We start from the raw sequence: 16,128 nt of genomic DNA on the forward strand, positions 1-16,128 counted from the left end.
GCAATCAGTCTCTGAGGATATGCCCATGAAAGCCGCCGTCATCGTCTTCCCCGGCTCCAACTGTGACCGTGACATGGCCCGCGCCTTCGAGGCGGCGGGTTTGCAGGTGCAGATGGTCTGGCACAAGGACACGGCGCTGCCCGAGGGCGTGGACATTGTCGGCGTTCCCGGCGGCTTTTCCTTTGGCGATTACCTGCGGTGCGGTGCGATTGCGGCCAATGCTCCCATCGTCGGCGCGGTCAAGGCGCATGCAGATCGCGGCGGCTATGTTCTGGGGATCTGCAACGGGTTCCAGGTGCTGACCGAAACCGGCCTGCTGCCCGGGGCTCTGCTGCGCAATGCCGGTCTGAAATACATCTGCCGTACCATCGGCCTGCGCGCCGAGGGCGACAGCGTCTACACCGAAGGGTATGGCCGGGGCACGGAAATCGCGCTGCCCATCGCGCACCACGACGGCAACTACTTTGCCGATGATGCGACGCTGGACATGCTGGAGCAGGAAGACCGCGTGGCCTTTCGCTATACGGACAATCCCAATGGGTCCGCGCGGGACATCGCGGGCATTCTTTCGGCCAACCGCCGCGTGCTGGGCATGATGCCGCACCCGGAGCGTGCGAGCGAAGCCGCGCATGGAAACGAAGACGGTGCGCGCCTTTTTGCGCAACTTGCCAATAGCCTGACCACAGCCTGACTTGAGGCGAAGCCGCGCCGCGCGTACTCTGGGCGGCATGGCCACGCAACCTACCAGACCCGGCAACCGGCGCACCGGCCCCTTTTCGGGGCGGGCAAGGCTTGCGCTTGTGCTGCTGCTGCTGGCGGCGGTGGCGACGGTCTGGGTAACCAACTGGCTGCTGACGGAGCGCTTTACCGAAACCACGCGCAACCGCGCCGAACTGCGTCTGGCGCTGTATTCGGGCAACCTGATTTCCGAACTGCGCCGCAACGCCATCGTTCCGCAACTGCTGGCACGGGACCCGGCGCTGATTGCGGCTCTGAACTCGCAGGACTACAGCCAAAGCTCGCAACGTCTGATTTCTTTCGTGGATGAGATCGGCGTCGCCTCTCTGATCCTGCTGGACATCGACGGGCGCACCGTGGCCGCCAGTGACCGCAACCGGCTGGGCGAACTGCACCGTGAGGCCGCCTATTTCGTAGAGGCCCTGCGCTCCAACACCACTGTCTTCACGGCGCAGCCGCTGGAGACGGGCAATTACGGGTTCACCTATGCCCGGCGGATGGAAAGCGGCGGCGGCACGGTGGGTGTCATCGTGGTCGAGGTCGATCTGGCCCGGTTCGAGCGCGCCTGGGTGGGCATCACCGATGCGCTGATGGTCACCAATGCCGAAGGCGTCATCATCCTGTCCACAGAACCGCGCTGGCGCGGGTTGACACCCGAAGAGGCGCTGCAACGTCAGCCCGCCGACGGTGCCATCGAACGTGCCATCCGGGCCACCGCCGACTGGACAGCGACGCAGGCCGACGCCTACTTGCGCGGCGAGGCGGTCATGCGGATCGACGGGCGGATTCCCTTCCGTGGATGGACGTTGATTACCTTCACCACCTATTCCAGCGTGCGCGAACGGGTGAATGCTGTTCTGGCGTTGGAGATCATGGGATTCGCCATTCTCGCGGCGCTGGTCTTTTACGCGCTGTCACGGAAGACCGCGATCCGCATGGCGCTGTTCCAACGTGACGCCACCGAACTGCGCGCGCTGAACGCCCGGCTCAGCCGCGAAATCGCGGAACGGGAACGGGTACAAAAGAACCTTGCCGTGGCGGAACAGTCGCTGGCGCAATCGTCCAAGCTTGCCGCCTTGGGCGAAATGTCCGCCGCCGTCAGTCACGAACTCAATCAGCCGTTGGCCGCGATGAAGACCTATCTCGCGGGCGCACGCCTGCTGTTGCGCCGCAACCGCCCGGATGAGGCGCTGAGCGCCTTTCACCGCATCGACGACCTGATTGAACGTATGGGCGCCATCACCCGGCAGCTGAAGGGGTTTGCCCGCAAGGGGCAGGATGAACTCAGCCCCGTGGACATGGCAGAGGCGCTGGCCTCTTCGCTGTCGATGATGGAACCGCAGCTGAAATCGCGCCGCGTGAAGATCACCAAGATCCTGCCAGAAGGCCCCGTGCGCGTCATGGGCGACCGCATGCGGATTGAACAGGTTCTGGTCAACCTCTTGCGCAACGCGCTGGACGCCACCAAATCCGTTGACGACCCGCAGGTGGAAATCATCCTTGCTGCGGGCGAAACCGCCACGCTGACCGTGCGCGACAACGGAACCGGGATCGAGGACCTCGATGCGCTCTTTGAGCCCTTCTACACGACGAAACAACCGGGCGATGGTGTCGGCCTCGGCCTTGCCATCTCCTCGGGGATTGTCTCTGAATTGGGTGGTCGTCTGACCGCCCGCAACGGAGAAGACGGCGGTGCCGTCTTTGAGATGCAATTGCCCGTCCTCAACGAATCCACAGAAGCAGCGGAGTAAACTGCCCATGGCCAATGCAATGAAAATCGCCATCGTGGATGACGAACAGGACATGCGCCAGTCCATCAGCCAATGGCTGGCCCTGTCCGGCTACGATACCGAAACCTTTGCCAGCGCCGAAGAAGCGCTTGGCGCGCTCAATGCCGATTACCCGGGCATCGTCATTTCCGACATCAAGATGCCCGGCATGGACGGGATCCAGTTTCTCAAGAAGCTGATGGGGGCGGACAGCGCACTGCCGGTCATCATGATCACCGGCCACGGCGACGTGCCGATCGCGGTCGAGGCCATGCGCATCGGGGCTTTCGATTTCCTTGAAAAGCCGTTCAACCCGGACCGCATGTCCGAACTGGCCAAGAAAGCGACCAATGCACGCCGCCTGACGCTGGACACTCGTGCGCTGCGCCGGGAACTGGCGGACGGCAGCCAGATCATGTCCAAGCTGATCGGTGCCTCTCCCTCGATGGAACGTCTGCGCGAGGATATCCTCGATCTGGGTCAGGCGGACGGCCATGTGTTGATCGAAGGGGAGACCGGCACCGGCAAGACGCTGGTGGCGCATGCCATGCATGCCGTCGGCACCCGGGCGGGCAAGAAATTCACGCTGGTCAGCTGTGGCGCGATGGATGAGGACGCGCTGACGCGCCGCCTGTTCGGGCCGATGCTGCCAGAAGACACCCGCCTGCCTGCAATGGAAGAGGCACGGGGGGGCACGCTGGTTCTGGAAGACATTGAGGTTCTGTCCGATGCCGCGCAGGCCCGTCTGCTTAACGCGATCAACGATCAGGGCAACCCGCCGGAAACCCGGATCGTGGCCATTTCCAACCTGCAGGAAGAGGGCCGCACCTGCGAACAGGCGCTGCGGCCGGATCTCTATTACCGCCTTGCGGCGCTAAAGATCACGGTGCCGCCGCTGCGGTCGCGCGGCGAGGATATCCTGACGCTGTTCACCCGCCTCAGCGAAAGCTATGCCGAGGAATACGGCTGTGATGCGCCCAAGGTCTCGGCGCAGGAGGCGGCGCAACTGTTGCAGGCCCCGTGGCCCGGCAACGTACGTCAGCTGATCAACCTCGCGGAACGCGCCGTGCTGCAATCGAGGCGGGGGCAGGGGACCATTGCCTCGCTCCTGATGAACGATCACGACGACATGCAGCCGGTCATGACCACCGAAGGCAAACCTCTCAAGGAATACGTCGAGGCGTTCGAACGGATGCTGATCGACAACACCATGCGCCGTCACAAGGGGTCTATCTCGGCGGTGATGGATGAGCTTTGCCTGCCGCGCCGAACCCTGAACGAAAAAATGGCCAAATACGGTCTGGCGCGCGCCGACTATCTCTGATGCCGCGCGCGCAGGATCTGGACAGCTTTTTTGCCGATCCGAAATGGGGCCCGGAGAAACGGGCCCTGCGCACGGTACTGGCACAGACGGCGCTGACCGAGGCCTTGAAATGGGGCGCCGCCTGTTATGGCTTTGAAGGATCGAACGTGGCGATCATCGGTGGCTATTCCGACGGTTGTCGCCTTGCGTTCTTCAAGGGAACGCTGATCCCCGATCCCGAAGGCGCGCTGATCCTGACCGGAGAGAATTCGCGCGCCTCGAAATATTTCAGCTTTCAGACTGCGCAAGAGGTGCAGGCGCGATCCGAGCAGATCCGCGATTACGTCGCCCGCGCCATCGCGGTCGAGAAATCCGGCGCCAAGGTGGATTTCGCCAAGGACGATCTGGATCTCCCGGATGAACTGGCCGACAGGCTGGACAGGGATGAGCCGTTCCGGGTGGCTTGGGAGGCGCTGACCCCCGGGCGCAGGCGCGGCTACACGTTGTTCTTTTCCGGGGCGAAACAGTCCGGGACACGTGTCAACCGGATCGAAAAACATGCCCCCCGGATTTTGCAGGGCAAGGGGATGCATGACCGCTGAAATGCGGGTGTCGCAGACGGCGAAACCTTAAGCAGACGTAAAAACGCCTCTGTAAGTCCTTGATCTTACAGAGGCGTCGTCGTGTCCACGCGTGGACAGGCTCAATGCAGCAGTCGGCCCATCGCGCCGGCCACGTCGGCCATGCGCGCCGAAAAGCCCCATTCATTGTCATACCACGCCATGACCCGCACCAACCGGCTGCCGACGACCTTGGTCTGGTCCGGCGCAAAGATCGAGGAATGCGTGGTGTGGTTGAAGTCGATCGAGACCTTGGGCTCCGGATCGAAGGACAGGACGGCGCCCATGCGTCCGCCTGCCGCTTCGGCCACAACCTCGTTCACATCGGCGACGGTCACGTCCTTCTTGGCGTAGAAGGTCAGGTCGACGGCAGAGACATTCGGCGTCGGCACACGCACGGCGGAGCCGTCCAGCTTGCCCTTGAGGTTCGGCAGCACTTCCCCCAGCGCCTTGGCGGCCCCGGTCGACGTGGGGATCATCGCCATGGCGGCGGCGCGGGCACGGTACAGATCCTTGTGGCGCCGGTCCATCGTCGGCTGGTCGCCGGTATAGCTGTGGATCGTGGTCATGATGCCGCTGTCGATGCCGATGGCCTCATCCAGCACCTTGGCCAGCGGGGCAAGGCAGTTGGTGGTGCAGGACCCGTTCGAGATCATCGTGTCACCCTTGACCAGATCGCGGTGGTTCACGCCGTAGACGATGGTTTTCTGCACGTTCTTGGCGGGGGCCGAGATCAGCACCGATTTCGCGCCGCGCGCCATGTGTGCGTTGGCCTTGTTGCCGTCGTTGAACTGTCCGGTGCATTCCAGAACCACGTCGCAACCGCCCCAGTCCAGATCAGTCAATTCGTAGGAGGACATGACATCGATCGGGCCGCGGCCCAGGTCGATGGCATTGTCGCGGACCTTGACCTCACCGGGGAAACGCCCATGCACGCTGTCGTACCGCAAGAGGTGCGCATGGGTATCGATCGGTCCCGGGGCATTGATCTTGACGACCTGAACGTCGTTGCGCGCGGATTCCGCGATATGTGCCAGCGTACAGCGGCCGATGCGGCCAAACCCGTTGATCCCGATCGTGACAGTCATCTTGATCTCCTGAAAACACCTGTTGGCGTTTCGTATACGGAGGTATGCTGCGACTGCAAAGTCCGATAAGCATTTTAGAACAGTGTGTTAGCGTTAAACGTGACCATCTGTGACTTGGTGGCGCTAACGCTCTGCCACCGTTTGCGGTAACGTCTGTCAGGCAAGATGCGGAAGCGCCATATCACGACCTTCCGGCCGAATCTCTCCTGCATTCTGCGGTGCGTTCTGATCGCTGCACTCTACCTTGGCGGAGCGGTACAGGCGGCCGATCCCGTGCGGGGGCTACGAGCCCCGGGCGGCACGGCGGGGTATGGGGGCTTGGCGGCAACAGGGCGCGCCCGGCGCCAAGTCAAGCTTGATCGCCCAAACCCGTGACCCTAGGTTGCCATGAACGCGATAGAGGGTATCTGGCATGAGTGGTCTTCTGGCACTTCTGGACGACGTTTCGGCGATCGCAAAGGTTGCGGCGGCCTCCGTCGATGACATCGGTGCTGCGGCGATGAAAGCCGGGTCCAAGACCGCGGGCGTTCTGATCGACGACGCCGCGGTGACGCCCAAGTACATTCAGGGGTTCGAACCCGCCCGCGAACTGCCGATCATCTGGCGAATTTCGCGCGGGTCTCTGATCAACAAGCTGGTCTTCCTCATGCCGGCGGCGCTGCTGATGGCGGCCTTTGCGCCTTGGCTGGTCTGGCCGCTGCTGATCCTTGGGGGATGTTACCTCTGTTTCGAAGGGGCCGAGAAAATCGTGCATGTGCTGATGCCGCATGACGAGCATTCCGGCGGCCCGGATGGCAGTCACGATGTGGGCGATCCCACGCATCTGGAGGAAGCCAAGATCAAGGGCGCGATCAAGACCGATTTCATCCTGTCCGCAGAGATCATGGTGATCTCGCTGTCCGCGATTGATGCGCCGAACTTCTGGATGCAGGCGGCGACACTGGCGGTGGTCGCCGTTCTGATCACCTTCGTCGTCTACGGCGCTGTGGCGATCATCGTGAAAATGGATGACGTCGGCCTTTGGCTCAGCCGCGTCGGGCGTCTGGCCATCACGCGGGGTATCGGCCGCTTCATCGTGAAGTTCATGCCCTGGCTGCTAAAGGCGCTGGCCATCATCGGCACGGCGGCGATGCTCTGGGTCGGTGGCCACATCATCACCAGTTCGTTGAAGGAAATGGGATGGAAGACGCCTTATCAGACCGTGCATGACATCGCGCATTCCATCGGGCAGGGCGACGCACTGATCGAATGGGGGGTGACCGCCGGCATCGATTTCGTGATCGGCTTTGTCATCGGCCTGATTCTGATTCCGGTCGGGACAAAGCTTGTCGCGCCGATCTGGGCACGTCTCTTTGGCGGCGAAGAGGCAGAGGCGCACTGACGCCATCCATTTTCATTAAGCAAAGAAAAAGGCGGCGTGCCCCGGTGGGCGCGCCGCCTTGTCATTCAGGATGCAGGTCCGATCAGGGCTGCAGTTCCGAGGTCTGTTCATAGGCCGCGGTAAAGCCCGACAGCGACATCGAAACCGATACGCGCTGATCCGGGGCCACAACCGGTACCAGGGTCACGACCGCCTCATTGCCCGCTTTCAGACGGGTGATGTCCTCTGCGGTAAAGCCGATGCGGGCGATGCAGCCCTGCACGGTGCAGAAGGTGTAGTCATACCGTTTGGCCTCACGGCCATCGATCGCGATGGTCAGCTTTTGCGTCAGAAGCGTTTCCAGCGGAACGGTAAAGGCCCCACCGGCCACGGCCTGTCCGCCGCCTTGCAGACGGAAGATATTGACCTCGGCGACGCTTGCACCGTTTTCGTCCTTGAGGAGCTGGTACATCTGGCAGATTTCATTGCCTTCGCTGACCTCAAGGCAGCGAACGGTCCAGTCGGTGTGGACTTCCTTGACATAGGGCGCGCGAGGATCGGCTCCGGCGACCGGCTCGCCCAGATCAAGCGTGCCTTCGGGCGGCGAGGGCAGTTCCGGCTGTTCGGCGTCCTGTGCAAAGGCCGTTCCGCCGGCCAGTGCGGCGATCAAGGACAGAAGGATAATCGGTTTCTTCATTGGAGCCTCTGAATCCAGTCGTTGCTTTGGCTTCGCTTAACATGGGGCGGAGGGACTGTCAGGGAAGAAATTGTCACCACCGCGTGCGCCATAGGCGAATTGCTGCAGGTTCCGCGGGGTCAAAGCATCTGAAAACAAAGAAAAGGGGCCCGTGGGCCCCTTTTCATTTCACTCCCTGTCGGACCGGCCGACTTTGTCATTGATCGCGACGCTACGAGAAGCCGGGCCTCCGGTCAACAGGGATTTCATCAACTTTTTTGCCCTATACATTTGGATCGCCCAAAAACAAAAAAGCCGCGCCCGTGGGCGCGGCCAGTCTGACAGGGAGGAAGTCTGTCCGGGACAGGAGAGGACATGTCGCCCCGAACCAGAAGCATACTGGCATCAAATGGTTAAGGATGTATGTTCGGGCGGTGACAGGAGAGGATGAAACATGAACTCAGGGATTTTCGTTGGCGGTGCGGGCGATGGCTATGCCGAAAAGCAGCATCTTGATCTGGGCTATGCCAACCGCCACGGGCTGATCGCGGGCGCCACCGGGACCGGCAAAACCGTGACCCTGCAGATCCTCGCCGAGGGCTTTTCCGCCGCCGGTGTCCCGGTCTTCATGGCCGATGTCAAAGGTGATCTGTCGGGTTTGGCGCAGGCCGGTAGTGATGATCACAAGCTGCACGGCGCATTCATGGAACGCTGCGCGCGGATCGGCTTCGACGATTTCGGTTATGCCAGCTTTCCGGTCTGTTTCTGGGACCTGTTGGGCGATCAGGGCCATCCCGTGCGCGCCACCGTGGCCGAGATGGGCCCCTTGCTGCTGTCCCGTCTGCTAGAACTGACCGAGGCGCAGGAAGGTATCCTGAACATCGCCTTCCGCCTCAGCGATGAGGAAGGCCTGCCTCTGCTCGACCTCGAAGACCTGCGCGCGATGCTGGTCTGGATGGGGGAGAACCGCAAGGACCTGTCACTGCGCTACGGCAATATCTCCATCGCCTCCGTCGGGGCGATTCAGCGGCGTCTTCTGGTGCTGGAAAACGAGGGCGGTGAAAGCTTTTTCGGGGAACCGGCGCTGGACCTGCAGGACCTGATCCGGGTCACGGAAGACGGCCGCGGGCAGGTCAACATTCTGGCGGCGGACAAGCTGATGGGCAGTCCCCGGCTCTATGCGACCTTCCTGTTGTGGCTGCTGTCACAGCTTTTCGAGGATCTGCCAGAGGTCGGAGATCCGGAAAAACCCAAGCTGATCTTCTTCTTCGACGAGGCACACCTGCTGTTCGACGACGCCCCGCGCGCGCTGATCGAGAAAGTCGAACAGGTGGCGCGGCTGATTCGCTCCAAGGGGGTCGGGGTCTATTTCATCACCCAGTCCCCCGATGACATCCCGGAGGATATTCTGGGCCAATTGGGCAACCGCGTGCAGCACGCGCTGCGCGCCTTTACCGCGCGCGACCGCAAGGCGCTGAAACTGGCGTCCGAGACCTATCGCGAAAACCCGACCTTCGACATCGAAGAGGCGATCCGCACGGTCGGGGTAGGGGAGGCGGTGACCTCCTTTCTGGAAAAAAAGGGCGTGCCGGGTGTGGCGCAGCGCACGCTGATCCGTCCGCCGTCCTCGCAACTGGGGCCGATCACGAAAACGGAACGGCGCGGTGTCATGACGGCCTCGGATCTTGGCGAAAAATATGACCAGAGCGTGGATCGCAAATCCGCTCATGAAATCCTGCGCGCCCGTGCCGCTGAGGCCGCAAAGGCCGCCGAAGAGGCCGAACGCGCCGAAGAGGCGCTGGAGGCCGAGGCACGGGAGTACCGCGCGGCGCGGCGCTATTCCGGTTCGCGGGTCAGCCGCTCGACCTCGAAACCGGTGCGCAAGGGCAAGAGTTTCGGTCGCGCCATGGGCGATATGGTGATCAAGGAACTTACCGGCACCACGGGCCGCCGCATCGTGCGCGGCGTTCTGGGTGGATTGTTCAAGGCGCGTTGATGGGGATTGGTAGGCCCGGCAGGACTTGAACCCGCAACCAAGGCGTTATGAGCGCCCTGCTCTAACCAGTTGAGCTACAGGCCCACCGTGTCGCTCTACGTACCAGCTTCGCTTTCCGCGTCAAGCGCACACGTTGCAGGGGCGCGCGGGATGGGGTAATCGCGGGCGCAAACGGGGGCGCGGGCCCGAAGGAGATCCCAATGAGCGATGGCAAGAACGGGCTGACCTATGCCCAGGCAGGGGTGGATATCGATGCGGGCAACGCATTGGTGGAACGGATCAAGCCTGCGGCAAAGCGCACCAATCGCTCTGGCGTGATGAGCGGGCTGGGCGGGTTCGGCGCGCTGTTTGATCTCAAGGCGGCGGGCTACAATGACCCGGTTCTGGTCGCGGCCACCGATGGCGTAGGGACGAAGCTGCGCATCGCCATCGACACCGGCCATGTGGACGGGGTCGGCATCGACCTTGTGGCCATGTGCGTCAATGACCTTGTGTGTCAGGGGGCGGAGCCGCTGTTCTTCTTGGACTATTTCGCCACCGGCAAGCTGGAAACCGACATTGCCGCGCGCGTTGTCGAAGGCATCGCCGAAGGCTGCGTGCGCTCCGGTTGCGCGCTGATCGGCGGCGAAACCGCCGAGATGCCCGGCATGTATCCGGCGGGCGATTTCGACCTTGCGGGATTCGCCGTGGGTGCGATGGAACGCGGAGGGGCTCTGCCCGCCGAGGTGACCGAAGGCGACATCCTGCTGGGGCTGGCCTCGGACGGGGTGCATTCCAACGGCTACAGCCTTGTCCGGCGTCTGGTGGACCTGTCCGGGCTTGGCTGGGACGCGCCCTGTCCCTGGGGCGGGAAAACGCTGGGTGAGGCGCTGCTGGCGCCGACGCGCCTTTATGTGAAACCGGTGCTGGAAGCGCTGGAAACCGGCGGGCTGCATGCGGCGGCCCATATCACTGGTGGCGGCCTGACAGAAAACCTGCCGCGCGTCCTGCCCGAAGGGCTGGGGGCGGAGATCGACCTTGATGCCTGGGACCTGCCGGACCTGTTCAAATGGATGCGCAGCATCGGCGATATCGCCGAGGCCGAAATGCTCAAGACCTTCAACTGCGGTGTGGGCATGGTGCTGGCGGTAGATGCCGAAAGCGAATTTGCCATCAGCAACCACCTGACAGAGGCCGGGGAAACCGTTTATCGCCTTGGCACGGTCACACAAGGCGCGGGCGTTACCTATCGCGGATCGCTGGGTTGAAGAAGGTCGCCATCTTCATTTCCGGCGGCGGGTCGAACATGGTGCGTCTGGTCGAGGATATGGCCGGCGCCGAACACCCGGCGCGGCCTTGCCTCGTCCTGTCGAACAACGCCGACGCCGGTGGCCTGAAGAAGGCGGCGGAATTTGGGGTCCCGACGGCGGTGGTGGATCATCGCCCGTTCAAAGGCGACCGCGCCGGATTCGAAGAGGCGCTGCAAGAGGCGCTTGCGCCCTATGCCCCGGACATCCTGTGTCTGGCCGGTTTCATGCGCGTGCTGACCGCTGGTTTCGTGACCCCGTGGGAAGGGCGGATGCTGAACATTCACCCCTCTCTGCTGCCGAAATACCGCGGCCTGCACACCCACGCCCGCGCGCTGGAGGCTGGCGACACAGAAGCGGGCTGTACGGTGCACGAGGTGACGCCGGAACTGGACGATGGCCCGATCCTCGGGCAGGCGCGGGTGCCGATCCTGCCTGACGACACGCCCGAAAGCCTTGCGGCGCGCGTCTTGAAGATGGAACATCAACTGTATCCGCAGGTGCTGCGGCGCTTTGCATCCGGCGACCGAACCCCGGTTTTGCTGGGCTGAGGCAGGCCATTTCCATTCGGTCCGCAATTGCGCTAGAGTGCGGCCCAGCGCCGGAAGCGATGAACAAAAGAACAGAAGAACAACGGCTTATGCAGACACTTACAACGACCGAGGCCCTGCGCGAGTTTTGCGAACGCGCCGCAGAGCAGCCTTATGTCACCGTCGATACCGAATTCCTTCGCGAACGCACCTATTATTCGAAACTCTGCCTTGTCCAACTGGCGATGCCGGGCAAGGATGATGCGGATGCGGTGATCGTCGATCCGCTGGTCGAGGGGCTGTCGCTGGATCCGCTGATGGACCTGTTCCGCAACGAAAACGTGGTCAAGGTGTTCCACGCCGCGCGCCAGGATCTTGAGATATTCCACATCGATCACGGCGTGATCCCGTCACCGCTCTTTGACACGCAGGTGGCCGCCATGGTCTGCGGCTTTGGTGAGCAGGTGGGCTATGAGACGCTGGTCAAGAAGATCGCCAAGCAATCGCTGGACAAAAGCTCGCGCTTTACCGACTGGTCGCGCCGTCCGCTGACCGACGCGCAAAAGACCTATGCACTGGCGGATGTGACCCACCTCCGGCAGATCTACGAATTCCTTGCCCGCAAGCTGGAACAGACCGGGCGCGCCCGTTGGGTGGCAGAGGAACTCGCCACGTTGAGCGCGCCGGACACTTATGTAACCCATCCGGAAAACGCGTGGATGCGGGTAAAGACGCGGTCGAATTCGCCCCGATTCCTCGCCATCGTGCGCGAACTGGCCGCCTTCCGGGAAAACTATGCGCAAGAGCGTAACATCCCGCGCAACCGTGTGTTCAAGGACGATGCACTGGTCGAGCTTGCCTCGACCAAGCCGCAGAACATGAACGATCTCGGACGTTCACGGCTGGTGCTGCGCGAGGCGCGCAAGGGGGCGATTGCCGAAGGTATTCTGGCGGCGGTGAAGGCCGGGCTGGAATGTGACAAGGATGACCTGCCTAAGGTCGACAACGACCGCGACAAACTGCAGGTGAACCCCGCGCTGGCCGATCTGCTGCGCGTGCTGCTGAAGGCCAAGACCGAAAGCTCGGGCGTGGCGTCCAAATTGATCGCCCCGGCGGCGGATCTGGATGCGATTGCCGCGGGTCAGAGGAACGTGCCCGCGCTCAACGGCTGGCGTCGTGAGGTTTTTGGCGAGGATGCGCTGAGACTATGCGACGGTCAGATCGCACTGGCGGCCAAGGGCAAGAATGTCGCGGTGATCGAGCTCTGACGCTTCAGCGCCGGACGCTGCGCACGTTGCGTGCTCCCCTGACCTGAACGGTCCGAATGCCCAGCAACTGGTTGTCTGTCAGCCAGACGGCGGCGGTATGTGTGCGCGACGCCACCGTTCCCCGGGCCCGTTGCGGCTGTACGCCCTTGAAGGCGTAGGTCAGCATACCGCCGGTGCTTTCCTCGGGAACCTTCACCAGTTTCAGATCATAGGCGCCCTGATAATCGGCCACGGCTGTGGCCCTGATGATCGCGCCACCGGGACGCCGCTCCACGACGAGGTCAGAGATCTCTCCCAAAGGCCAGCCGAGATAATCGGCCCCCTGTTCGGCCCGAAAGATTGAGGAGCGCCGTGAGGGAATCAGCGGGTTTGTCCCATCTTCGGCAACCTGAACGGGGCGCGACTCGCTGCGGCCAAACCAGTTCAGCGGGTTCAGGCGGCTTTCAGCCACAGAGCCACAGCTGGACAGCACGAATGCCGAAAGAAGTAGAACCGAAATCGGTTTGAACATGATCCACGCCCCTTGCCGGAGTTTCCAGAGGGTTATCGCAGATCGCGGCGGTTGAAAAGCGCTCTTGCTCTGGACCTTTGCGCCTTAGCTGCCTAGGTCTGCCGCAAAACGGAGGGTCCCATGGCGCAGGCAGCATTCGAAGAAGTGGTCGAAGATTTCGAGTTCCTTGAGGACTGGGAAGACCGCTATCGCATGGTGATCGAGATGGGCAAGGCGATGGCGCCACTGCCGGATGCCCTGAAGGTGCCCGCAACAAAGGTCGAAGGCTGCGCCAGTCAGGTCTGGCTGCACATCGCCCCCGAAAATGGCGTCTTCCATTTCCAGGGTGAAAGTGATGCGCTCATCGTCAAGGGGCTGATTGCGCTGTTGCATCGGCTTTATGACGGGCTGCCGATGTCCGAGGTGGCCAAGGTCGACGCCCGGGCCGAGCTTGGCCGGTTGGGCCTGCACGAACATCTGTCGGCACAGCGCTCCAACGGTTTGCGTGCCATGATCGAGCGGATCCGATCCTCTGGCGGCTGACACTAGTCGATCAAGGCATCCGCGCGCAGGCCGGCGCGCTCCAGATGGATGGGCAGGACCCGCCCATACAGTTGCCGCGTGCGTTCCGGCGATCCGACCATGTCCGGCTCCTCGACATAAGAAAAGATCGCAACATAGCGCGGTGTCGGCCCGGTCAGGGGCGTCACGCGGTGCAGACTGTGGCGGCCCTTGAACAACTGCAGGTCACCGGGCTCCAGTGTCAGGCTGACCACCTTGTCCGAATTCCCATTCAGCACGTCGGCGACATCCGCGAAATGCTCGTCCTCCGAGGATCGAATCATCGGCGCATATTCAAAGGAACCGCCTCCCTCGGCATTCTGGATCGCAAGAGTGACGGTGAAATTGTTGGTGTCGAAATGCCAGGGGAATCCATTGCCCTCGACTGCCATGTTCACGATCACATCCGCCAGCGGATCGGCGTAGCGGAAAAACCGGTCCTGTTGCAGGCAGTCGCGGATAAAGGGATCGAAAGCGGGGAAATCGTGGATTTGTCGCAGGGCCCCATCACGCGCGAAATTGTCAGCGGGAATAAAGGCGTTGGACCGTTCATAGAATTGCCGTCTTGGATCCGTATCCGGCAGGCTAGGGTCGTCTTGCGTGAAATAGGCGTTGGTGCGGGAAAAGCTGCGATGCCCCTTGTCCGACACGGCATCCGCTTCGGCGGCAACGGCCTGCACGCCCAGAGGTGTCAGAAACCCCTTGAGAACCGCGCATCCGTCCCGGGCCAGATCCGTACGCACCTGCGCAAGAAGCGCCTCACGCCCCGGCCCGTCAATGGGATAACGGTCAAGGTTGATCAGATCACTGGCAGCAACCATGGCGCTCTCCTTTATCTTGGGTCATGGGACCAAGGGAGAGCGCCTTTTTCTGTCGTGAAATCGACGTGGCAGTTGTCGCTTTCGGTCCGAAAGCCGCTGGTTGCTTAGCTGTTGCCGTCACCGGTGAAGCGCGCCGCATCCGCAGCCGCACGTCGGATGGCGTTGGATTTGTGAACCGTCTCCATGTATTCGGCCTCGGGGTCGCTGTCATAGACAACGCCGCCGCCAGCCTGAATGTAGAGCTTGTGATCCTTCACGATCGCGGTGCGCAGAGCGATGCACATATCCATGTCACCACCCGCACTGAAATAGCCCACGCCGCCGCCATAGACGCCGCGCTTTTCCGGTTCCAACTCGTCGATGATCTCCATCGCGCGCACCTTGGGCGCGCCGGAAACCGTGCCTGCGGGCAGACCGGCCAGCAGGGCGGACAGCGCGTCGTGATCCTCTGACAGTTCACCCACCACGTTGGACACGATGTGCATGACGTGGCTGTAGCGTTCGATGATGAACTGCTCTGTTGGTTTCACGGTGCCGATCTTGGACACCCGGCCGGTATCGTTGCGGCCAAGGTCCAGCAGCATCAGATGCTCGGCCAGTTCTTTCTTGTCGGCCAGCAGATCCTCTTCCAGCGCCTTGTCCTCGGCGGGGGTGGCGCCGCGCGGACGGGTGCCTGCGATCGGGCGGATGGTCACCTCTTTGCCAAAGACCCGGACAAGGATTTCGGGGCTGGCGCCGATGACCTGAAAACCGCCGAAGTTAAAGTAGAACATGAAGGGCGAGGGATTGGTGCGGCGTAGCGAACGATAAAGCGCGAAGGGCGGCAGCGGGAAATCCTGCGTCCAGCGCTGCGAGGGCACCACCTGAAAGATATCGCCGGCCTTGATGTATTCCTTTGCCTTCTCGACCGCGGCCAGATACTCGGCATGGGAAAAGTTGGAGACTGGCTCCCCCAGATCGGCCGCATCGCCCAGATCGCGGCTGGCCTGCGGCAGAGCGCGTTCCAGATCGCGCACCGCGTCCATCACGCGTTCCGCGGCCTGTGCATAGGCTGCCTTGGCCGACAGCCCGTCCTGCACCCAAGCGGGTGAGACGACGGTGACCTCTCCCTTTACACCATCCAGCACGGCGATGACCGAGGGGCGCATCAGTTGCGCATCGGGCAGGCCAAGCGGGTCCGGGTTCACGTCCGGCAGGCGTTCGACCAGACGGATCATGTCATAGCCGAGATAGCCGAACAGTCCGGCTGCCGCTTGCGGAAGGTCCTCGGGCAGGTCGATGCGGCTTTCGGCAAGCAAGGCGCGCAGGGCGGTCAGGGGATCCTGATCCTGTTGCTCGAAGGCATCCGGATCGAACCGCGCCATGCGGTTCAGCCGGCTGCTTGTGCCGTGACATTGCCAGATCAGGTCCGGTTTCATCCCGATGATGGAGTAGCGACCGCGCACCTCTCCGCCGGTCACGGATTCCAGAACGAACGCATCCTTGGCCGCGCCCGTCAGCTTCAGCATCAGGGACACCGGCGTGTCCAGATCCGCGGCAAGGCGGGTATAGACCACCTGGTTGCGGCCTGCCTCATAGGCGTCGGCAAAGCCGTCGAAGGAAGGAGTCAGAATGGCCATCGG

At 62.5% G+C, this 16,128-nt stretch carries 15 protein-coding genes and 1 tRNA gene; 10 read left to right on the forward strand and 6 right to left on the reverse strand.

What is annotated here, in order from left to right; genetic code table 11:
• Positions 1-25 precede the first annotated feature (25 nt).
• The 4 genes from purQ to ACTXGA_RS15260 are packed head-to-tail and all read left to right on the forward strand — an operon-like array spanning position 26 to position 4,412.
• On the forward strand, positions 26-691 hold the full coding sequence (purQ, locus tag ACTXGA_RS15245) for a phosphoribosylformylglycinamidine synthase subunit PurQ (RefSeq protein WP_443395085.1): 666 nt from the start codon (positions 26-28) through the stop codon (positions 689-691).
• 37 nt (positions 692-728) lie between these two features.
• Positions 729-2,489, forward strand: a complete 1,761-nt coding sequence (locus tag ACTXGA_RS15250; RefSeq protein ID WP_443395087.1) for a sensor histidine kinase — start codon at positions 729-731, stop codon at positions 2,487-2,489.
• 7 nt (positions 2,490-2,496) lie between these two features.
• On the forward strand, positions 2,497-3,831 hold the full coding sequence (locus ACTXGA_RS15255) for a sigma-54-dependent transcriptional regulator (RefSeq protein WP_443395089.1): 1,335 nt from the start codon (positions 2,497-2,499) through the stop codon (positions 3,829-3,831).
• Positions 3,831-4,412 (forward strand): YdeI/OmpD-associated family protein, encoded by a 582-nt coding sequence (locus tag ACTXGA_RS15260; RefSeq protein WP_443395091.1) that lies wholly within the window; start codon positions 3,831-3,833, stop codon positions 4,410-4,412. Before ACTXGA_RS15255 ends, ACTXGA_RS15260 begins: the two co-directional genes overlap by 1 nt.
• A gap of 101 nt (positions 4,413-4,513) precedes the next feature.
• On the opposite strand, the gene gap is transcribed toward ACTXGA_RS15260, so the two are convergent.
• Positions 4,514-5,518, reverse strand: a complete 1,005-nt coding sequence (gene gap, locus ACTXGA_RS15265; protein ID WP_443395093.1) for a type I glyceraldehyde-3-phosphate dehydrogenase — start codon at positions 5,516-5,518, stop codon at positions 4,514-4,516.
• A 412-nt stretch (positions 5,519-5,930) separates the two neighbouring features.
• On the opposite strand from gap, the gene ACTXGA_RS15270 reads away from it, so the two are divergent.
• Entirely contained in the window at positions 5,931-6,899 is a 969-nt protein-coding gene (locus ACTXGA_RS15270) for a DUF808 domain-containing protein (RefSeq protein ID WP_443395095.1), read from the forward strand.
• An 82-nt stretch (positions 6,900-6,981) separates the two neighbouring features.
• Here the strand turns inward: ACTXGA_RS15270 and ACTXGA_RS15275 are convergent, their stop codons facing one another.
• Positions 6,982-7,575, reverse strand: a complete 594-nt coding sequence (locus ACTXGA_RS15275) for an invasion associated locus B family protein (protein ID WP_443395097.1) — start codon at positions 7,573-7,575, stop codon at positions 6,982-6,984.
• A gap of 433 nt (positions 7,576-8,008) precedes the next feature.
• Between ACTXGA_RS15275 and ACTXGA_RS15280 the strand changes: the two genes are divergently transcribed.
• Positions 8,009-9,550: a helicase HerA-like domain-containing protein gene (locus tag ACTXGA_RS15280; RefSeq protein WP_443395099.1), complete on the forward strand. Its 1,542-nt coding sequence runs from the start codon at positions 8,009-8,011 to the stop codon at positions 9,548-9,550.
• A gap of 7 nt (positions 9,551-9,557) precedes the next feature.
• Here the strand turns inward: ACTXGA_RS15280 and ACTXGA_RS15285 are convergent.
• A tRNA-Ile gene (locus ACTXGA_RS15285) sits at positions 9,558-9,634 on the reverse strand.
• Positions 9,635-9,750: 116 nt separating this feature from the next.
• Between ACTXGA_RS15285 and purM the strand changes: the two genes are divergently transcribed.
• The 3 genes from purM to rnd all read left to right on the forward strand — a co-directional run bounded on the left by purM (position 9,751) and on the right by rnd (position 12,634).
• A complete protein-coding gene (gene purM, locus ACTXGA_RS15290; RefSeq protein WP_443395101.1) occupies positions 9,751-10,797 on the forward strand; it encodes a phosphoribosylformylglycinamidine cyclo-ligase in 1,047 nt (348 codons plus the stop codon).
• Positions 10,794-11,387, forward strand: coding sequence for a phosphoribosylglycinamide formyltransferase (gene purN / locus ACTXGA_RS15295; protein WP_443395103.1), 594 nt, complete (start codon positions 10,794-10,796; stop codon positions 11,385-11,387). Before purM ends, purN begins: the two co-directional genes overlap by 4 nt.
• Before the next feature lie 89 nt (positions 11,388-11,476).
• Entirely contained in the window at positions 11,477-12,634 is a 1,158-nt protein-coding gene (rnd, locus tag ACTXGA_RS15300) for a ribonuclease D (RefSeq protein WP_443395104.1), read from the forward strand.
• A gap of 4 nt (positions 12,635-12,638) precedes the next feature.
• On the opposite strand, the gene ACTXGA_RS15305 is transcribed toward rnd, so the two are convergent.
• Positions 12,639-13,145: a hypothetical protein gene (locus ACTXGA_RS15305; RefSeq protein ID WP_443395106.1), complete on the reverse strand. Its 507-nt coding sequence runs from the start codon at positions 13,143-13,145 to the stop codon at positions 12,639-12,641.
• Positions 13,146-13,265: 120 nt separating this feature from the next.
• Here ACTXGA_RS15305 and ACTXGA_RS15310 point away from each other — a divergent pair, with 120 nt between their 5' ends.
• Entirely contained in the window at positions 13,266-13,667 is a 402-nt protein-coding gene (locus tag ACTXGA_RS15310; RefSeq protein ID WP_443395107.1) for a SufE family protein, read from the forward strand.
• Positions 13,668-13,669: 2 nt separating this feature from the next.
• Here the strand turns inward: ACTXGA_RS15310 and ACTXGA_RS15315 are convergent, their stop codons facing one another.
• On the reverse strand, positions 13,670-14,506 hold the full coding sequence (locus ACTXGA_RS15315; RefSeq protein ID WP_443395109.1) for a HalD/BesD family halogenase: 837 nt from the start codon (positions 14,504-14,506) through the stop codon (positions 13,670-13,672).
• 104 nt (positions 14,507-14,610) lie between these two features.
• Complete coding sequence (trpE, locus tag ACTXGA_RS15320) at positions 14,611-16,125, reverse strand: anthranilate synthase component I (RefSeq protein WP_443395111.1); 1,515 nt, start codon at positions 16,123-16,125, stop codon at positions 14,611-14,613.
• Between the last annotated feature and the right edge of the window lie 3 nt (positions 16,126-16,128).

This window comes from Antarctobacter jejuensis (assembly GCF_052266595.1).
In the GTDB taxonomy this organism is placed as follows: domain Bacteria; phylum Pseudomonadota; class Alphaproteobacteria; order Rhodobacterales; family Rhodobacteraceae; genus Antarctobacter; species Antarctobacter jejuensis.

Bases quoted from the DNA above. Each gene is read 5' to 3' on its own strand.
- purQ (WP_443395085.1), top strand. From the start codon at position 26: ATGAAAGCCGCCGTCATCGTCTTCCCCGGCTCCAACTGTGACCGTGAC.
- ACTXGA_RS15250 (WP_443395087.1), top strand. From the start codon at position 729: ATGGCCACGCAACCTACCAGACCCGGCAACCGGCGCACCGGCCCCTTT.
- ACTXGA_RS15255 (WP_443395089.1), top strand. From the start codon at position 2,497: ATGGCCAATGCAATGAAAATCGCCATCGTGGATGACGAACAGGACATG.
- ACTXGA_RS15260 (WP_443395091.1), top strand. From the start codon at position 3,831: ATGCCGCGCGCGCAGGATCTGGACAGCTTTTTTGCCGATCCGAAATGG.
- gap (WP_443395093.1), bottom strand. From the start codon at position 5,518: ATGACTGTCACGATCGGGATCAACGGGTTTGGCCGCATCGGCCGCTGT.
- ACTXGA_RS15270 (WP_443395095.1), top strand. From the start codon at position 5,931: ATGAGTGGTCTTCTGGCACTTCTGGACGACGTTTCGGCGATCGCAAAG.
- ACTXGA_RS15275 (WP_443395097.1), bottom strand. From the start codon at position 7,575: ATGAAGAAACCGATTATCCTTCTGTCCTTGATCGCCGCACTGGCCGGC.
- ACTXGA_RS15280 (WP_443395099.1), top strand. From the start codon at position 8,009: ATGAACTCAGGGATTTTCGTTGGCGGTGCGGGCGATGGCTATGCCGAA.
- purM (WP_443395101.1), top strand. From the start codon at position 9,751: ATGAGCGATGGCAAGAACGGGCTGACCTATGCCCAGGCAGGGGTGGAT.
- rnd (WP_443395104.1), top strand. From the start codon at position 11,477: ATGCAGACACTTACAACGACCGAGGCCCTGCGCGAGTTTTGCGAACGC.
- ACTXGA_RS15305 (WP_443395106.1), bottom strand. From the start codon at position 13,145: ATGTTCAAACCGATTTCGGTTCTACTTCTTTCGGCATTCGTGCTGTCC.
- ACTXGA_RS15310 (WP_443395107.1), top strand. From the start codon at position 13,266: ATGGCGCAGGCAGCATTCGAAGAAGTGGTCGAAGATTTCGAGTTCCTT.
- ACTXGA_RS15315 (WP_443395109.1), bottom strand. From the start codon at position 14,506: ATGGTTGCTGCCAGTGATCTGATCAACCTTGACCGTTATCCCATTGAC.
- trpE (WP_443395111.1), bottom strand. From the start codon at position 16,125: ATGGCCATTCTGACTCCTTCCTTCGACGGCTTTGCCGACGCCTATGAG.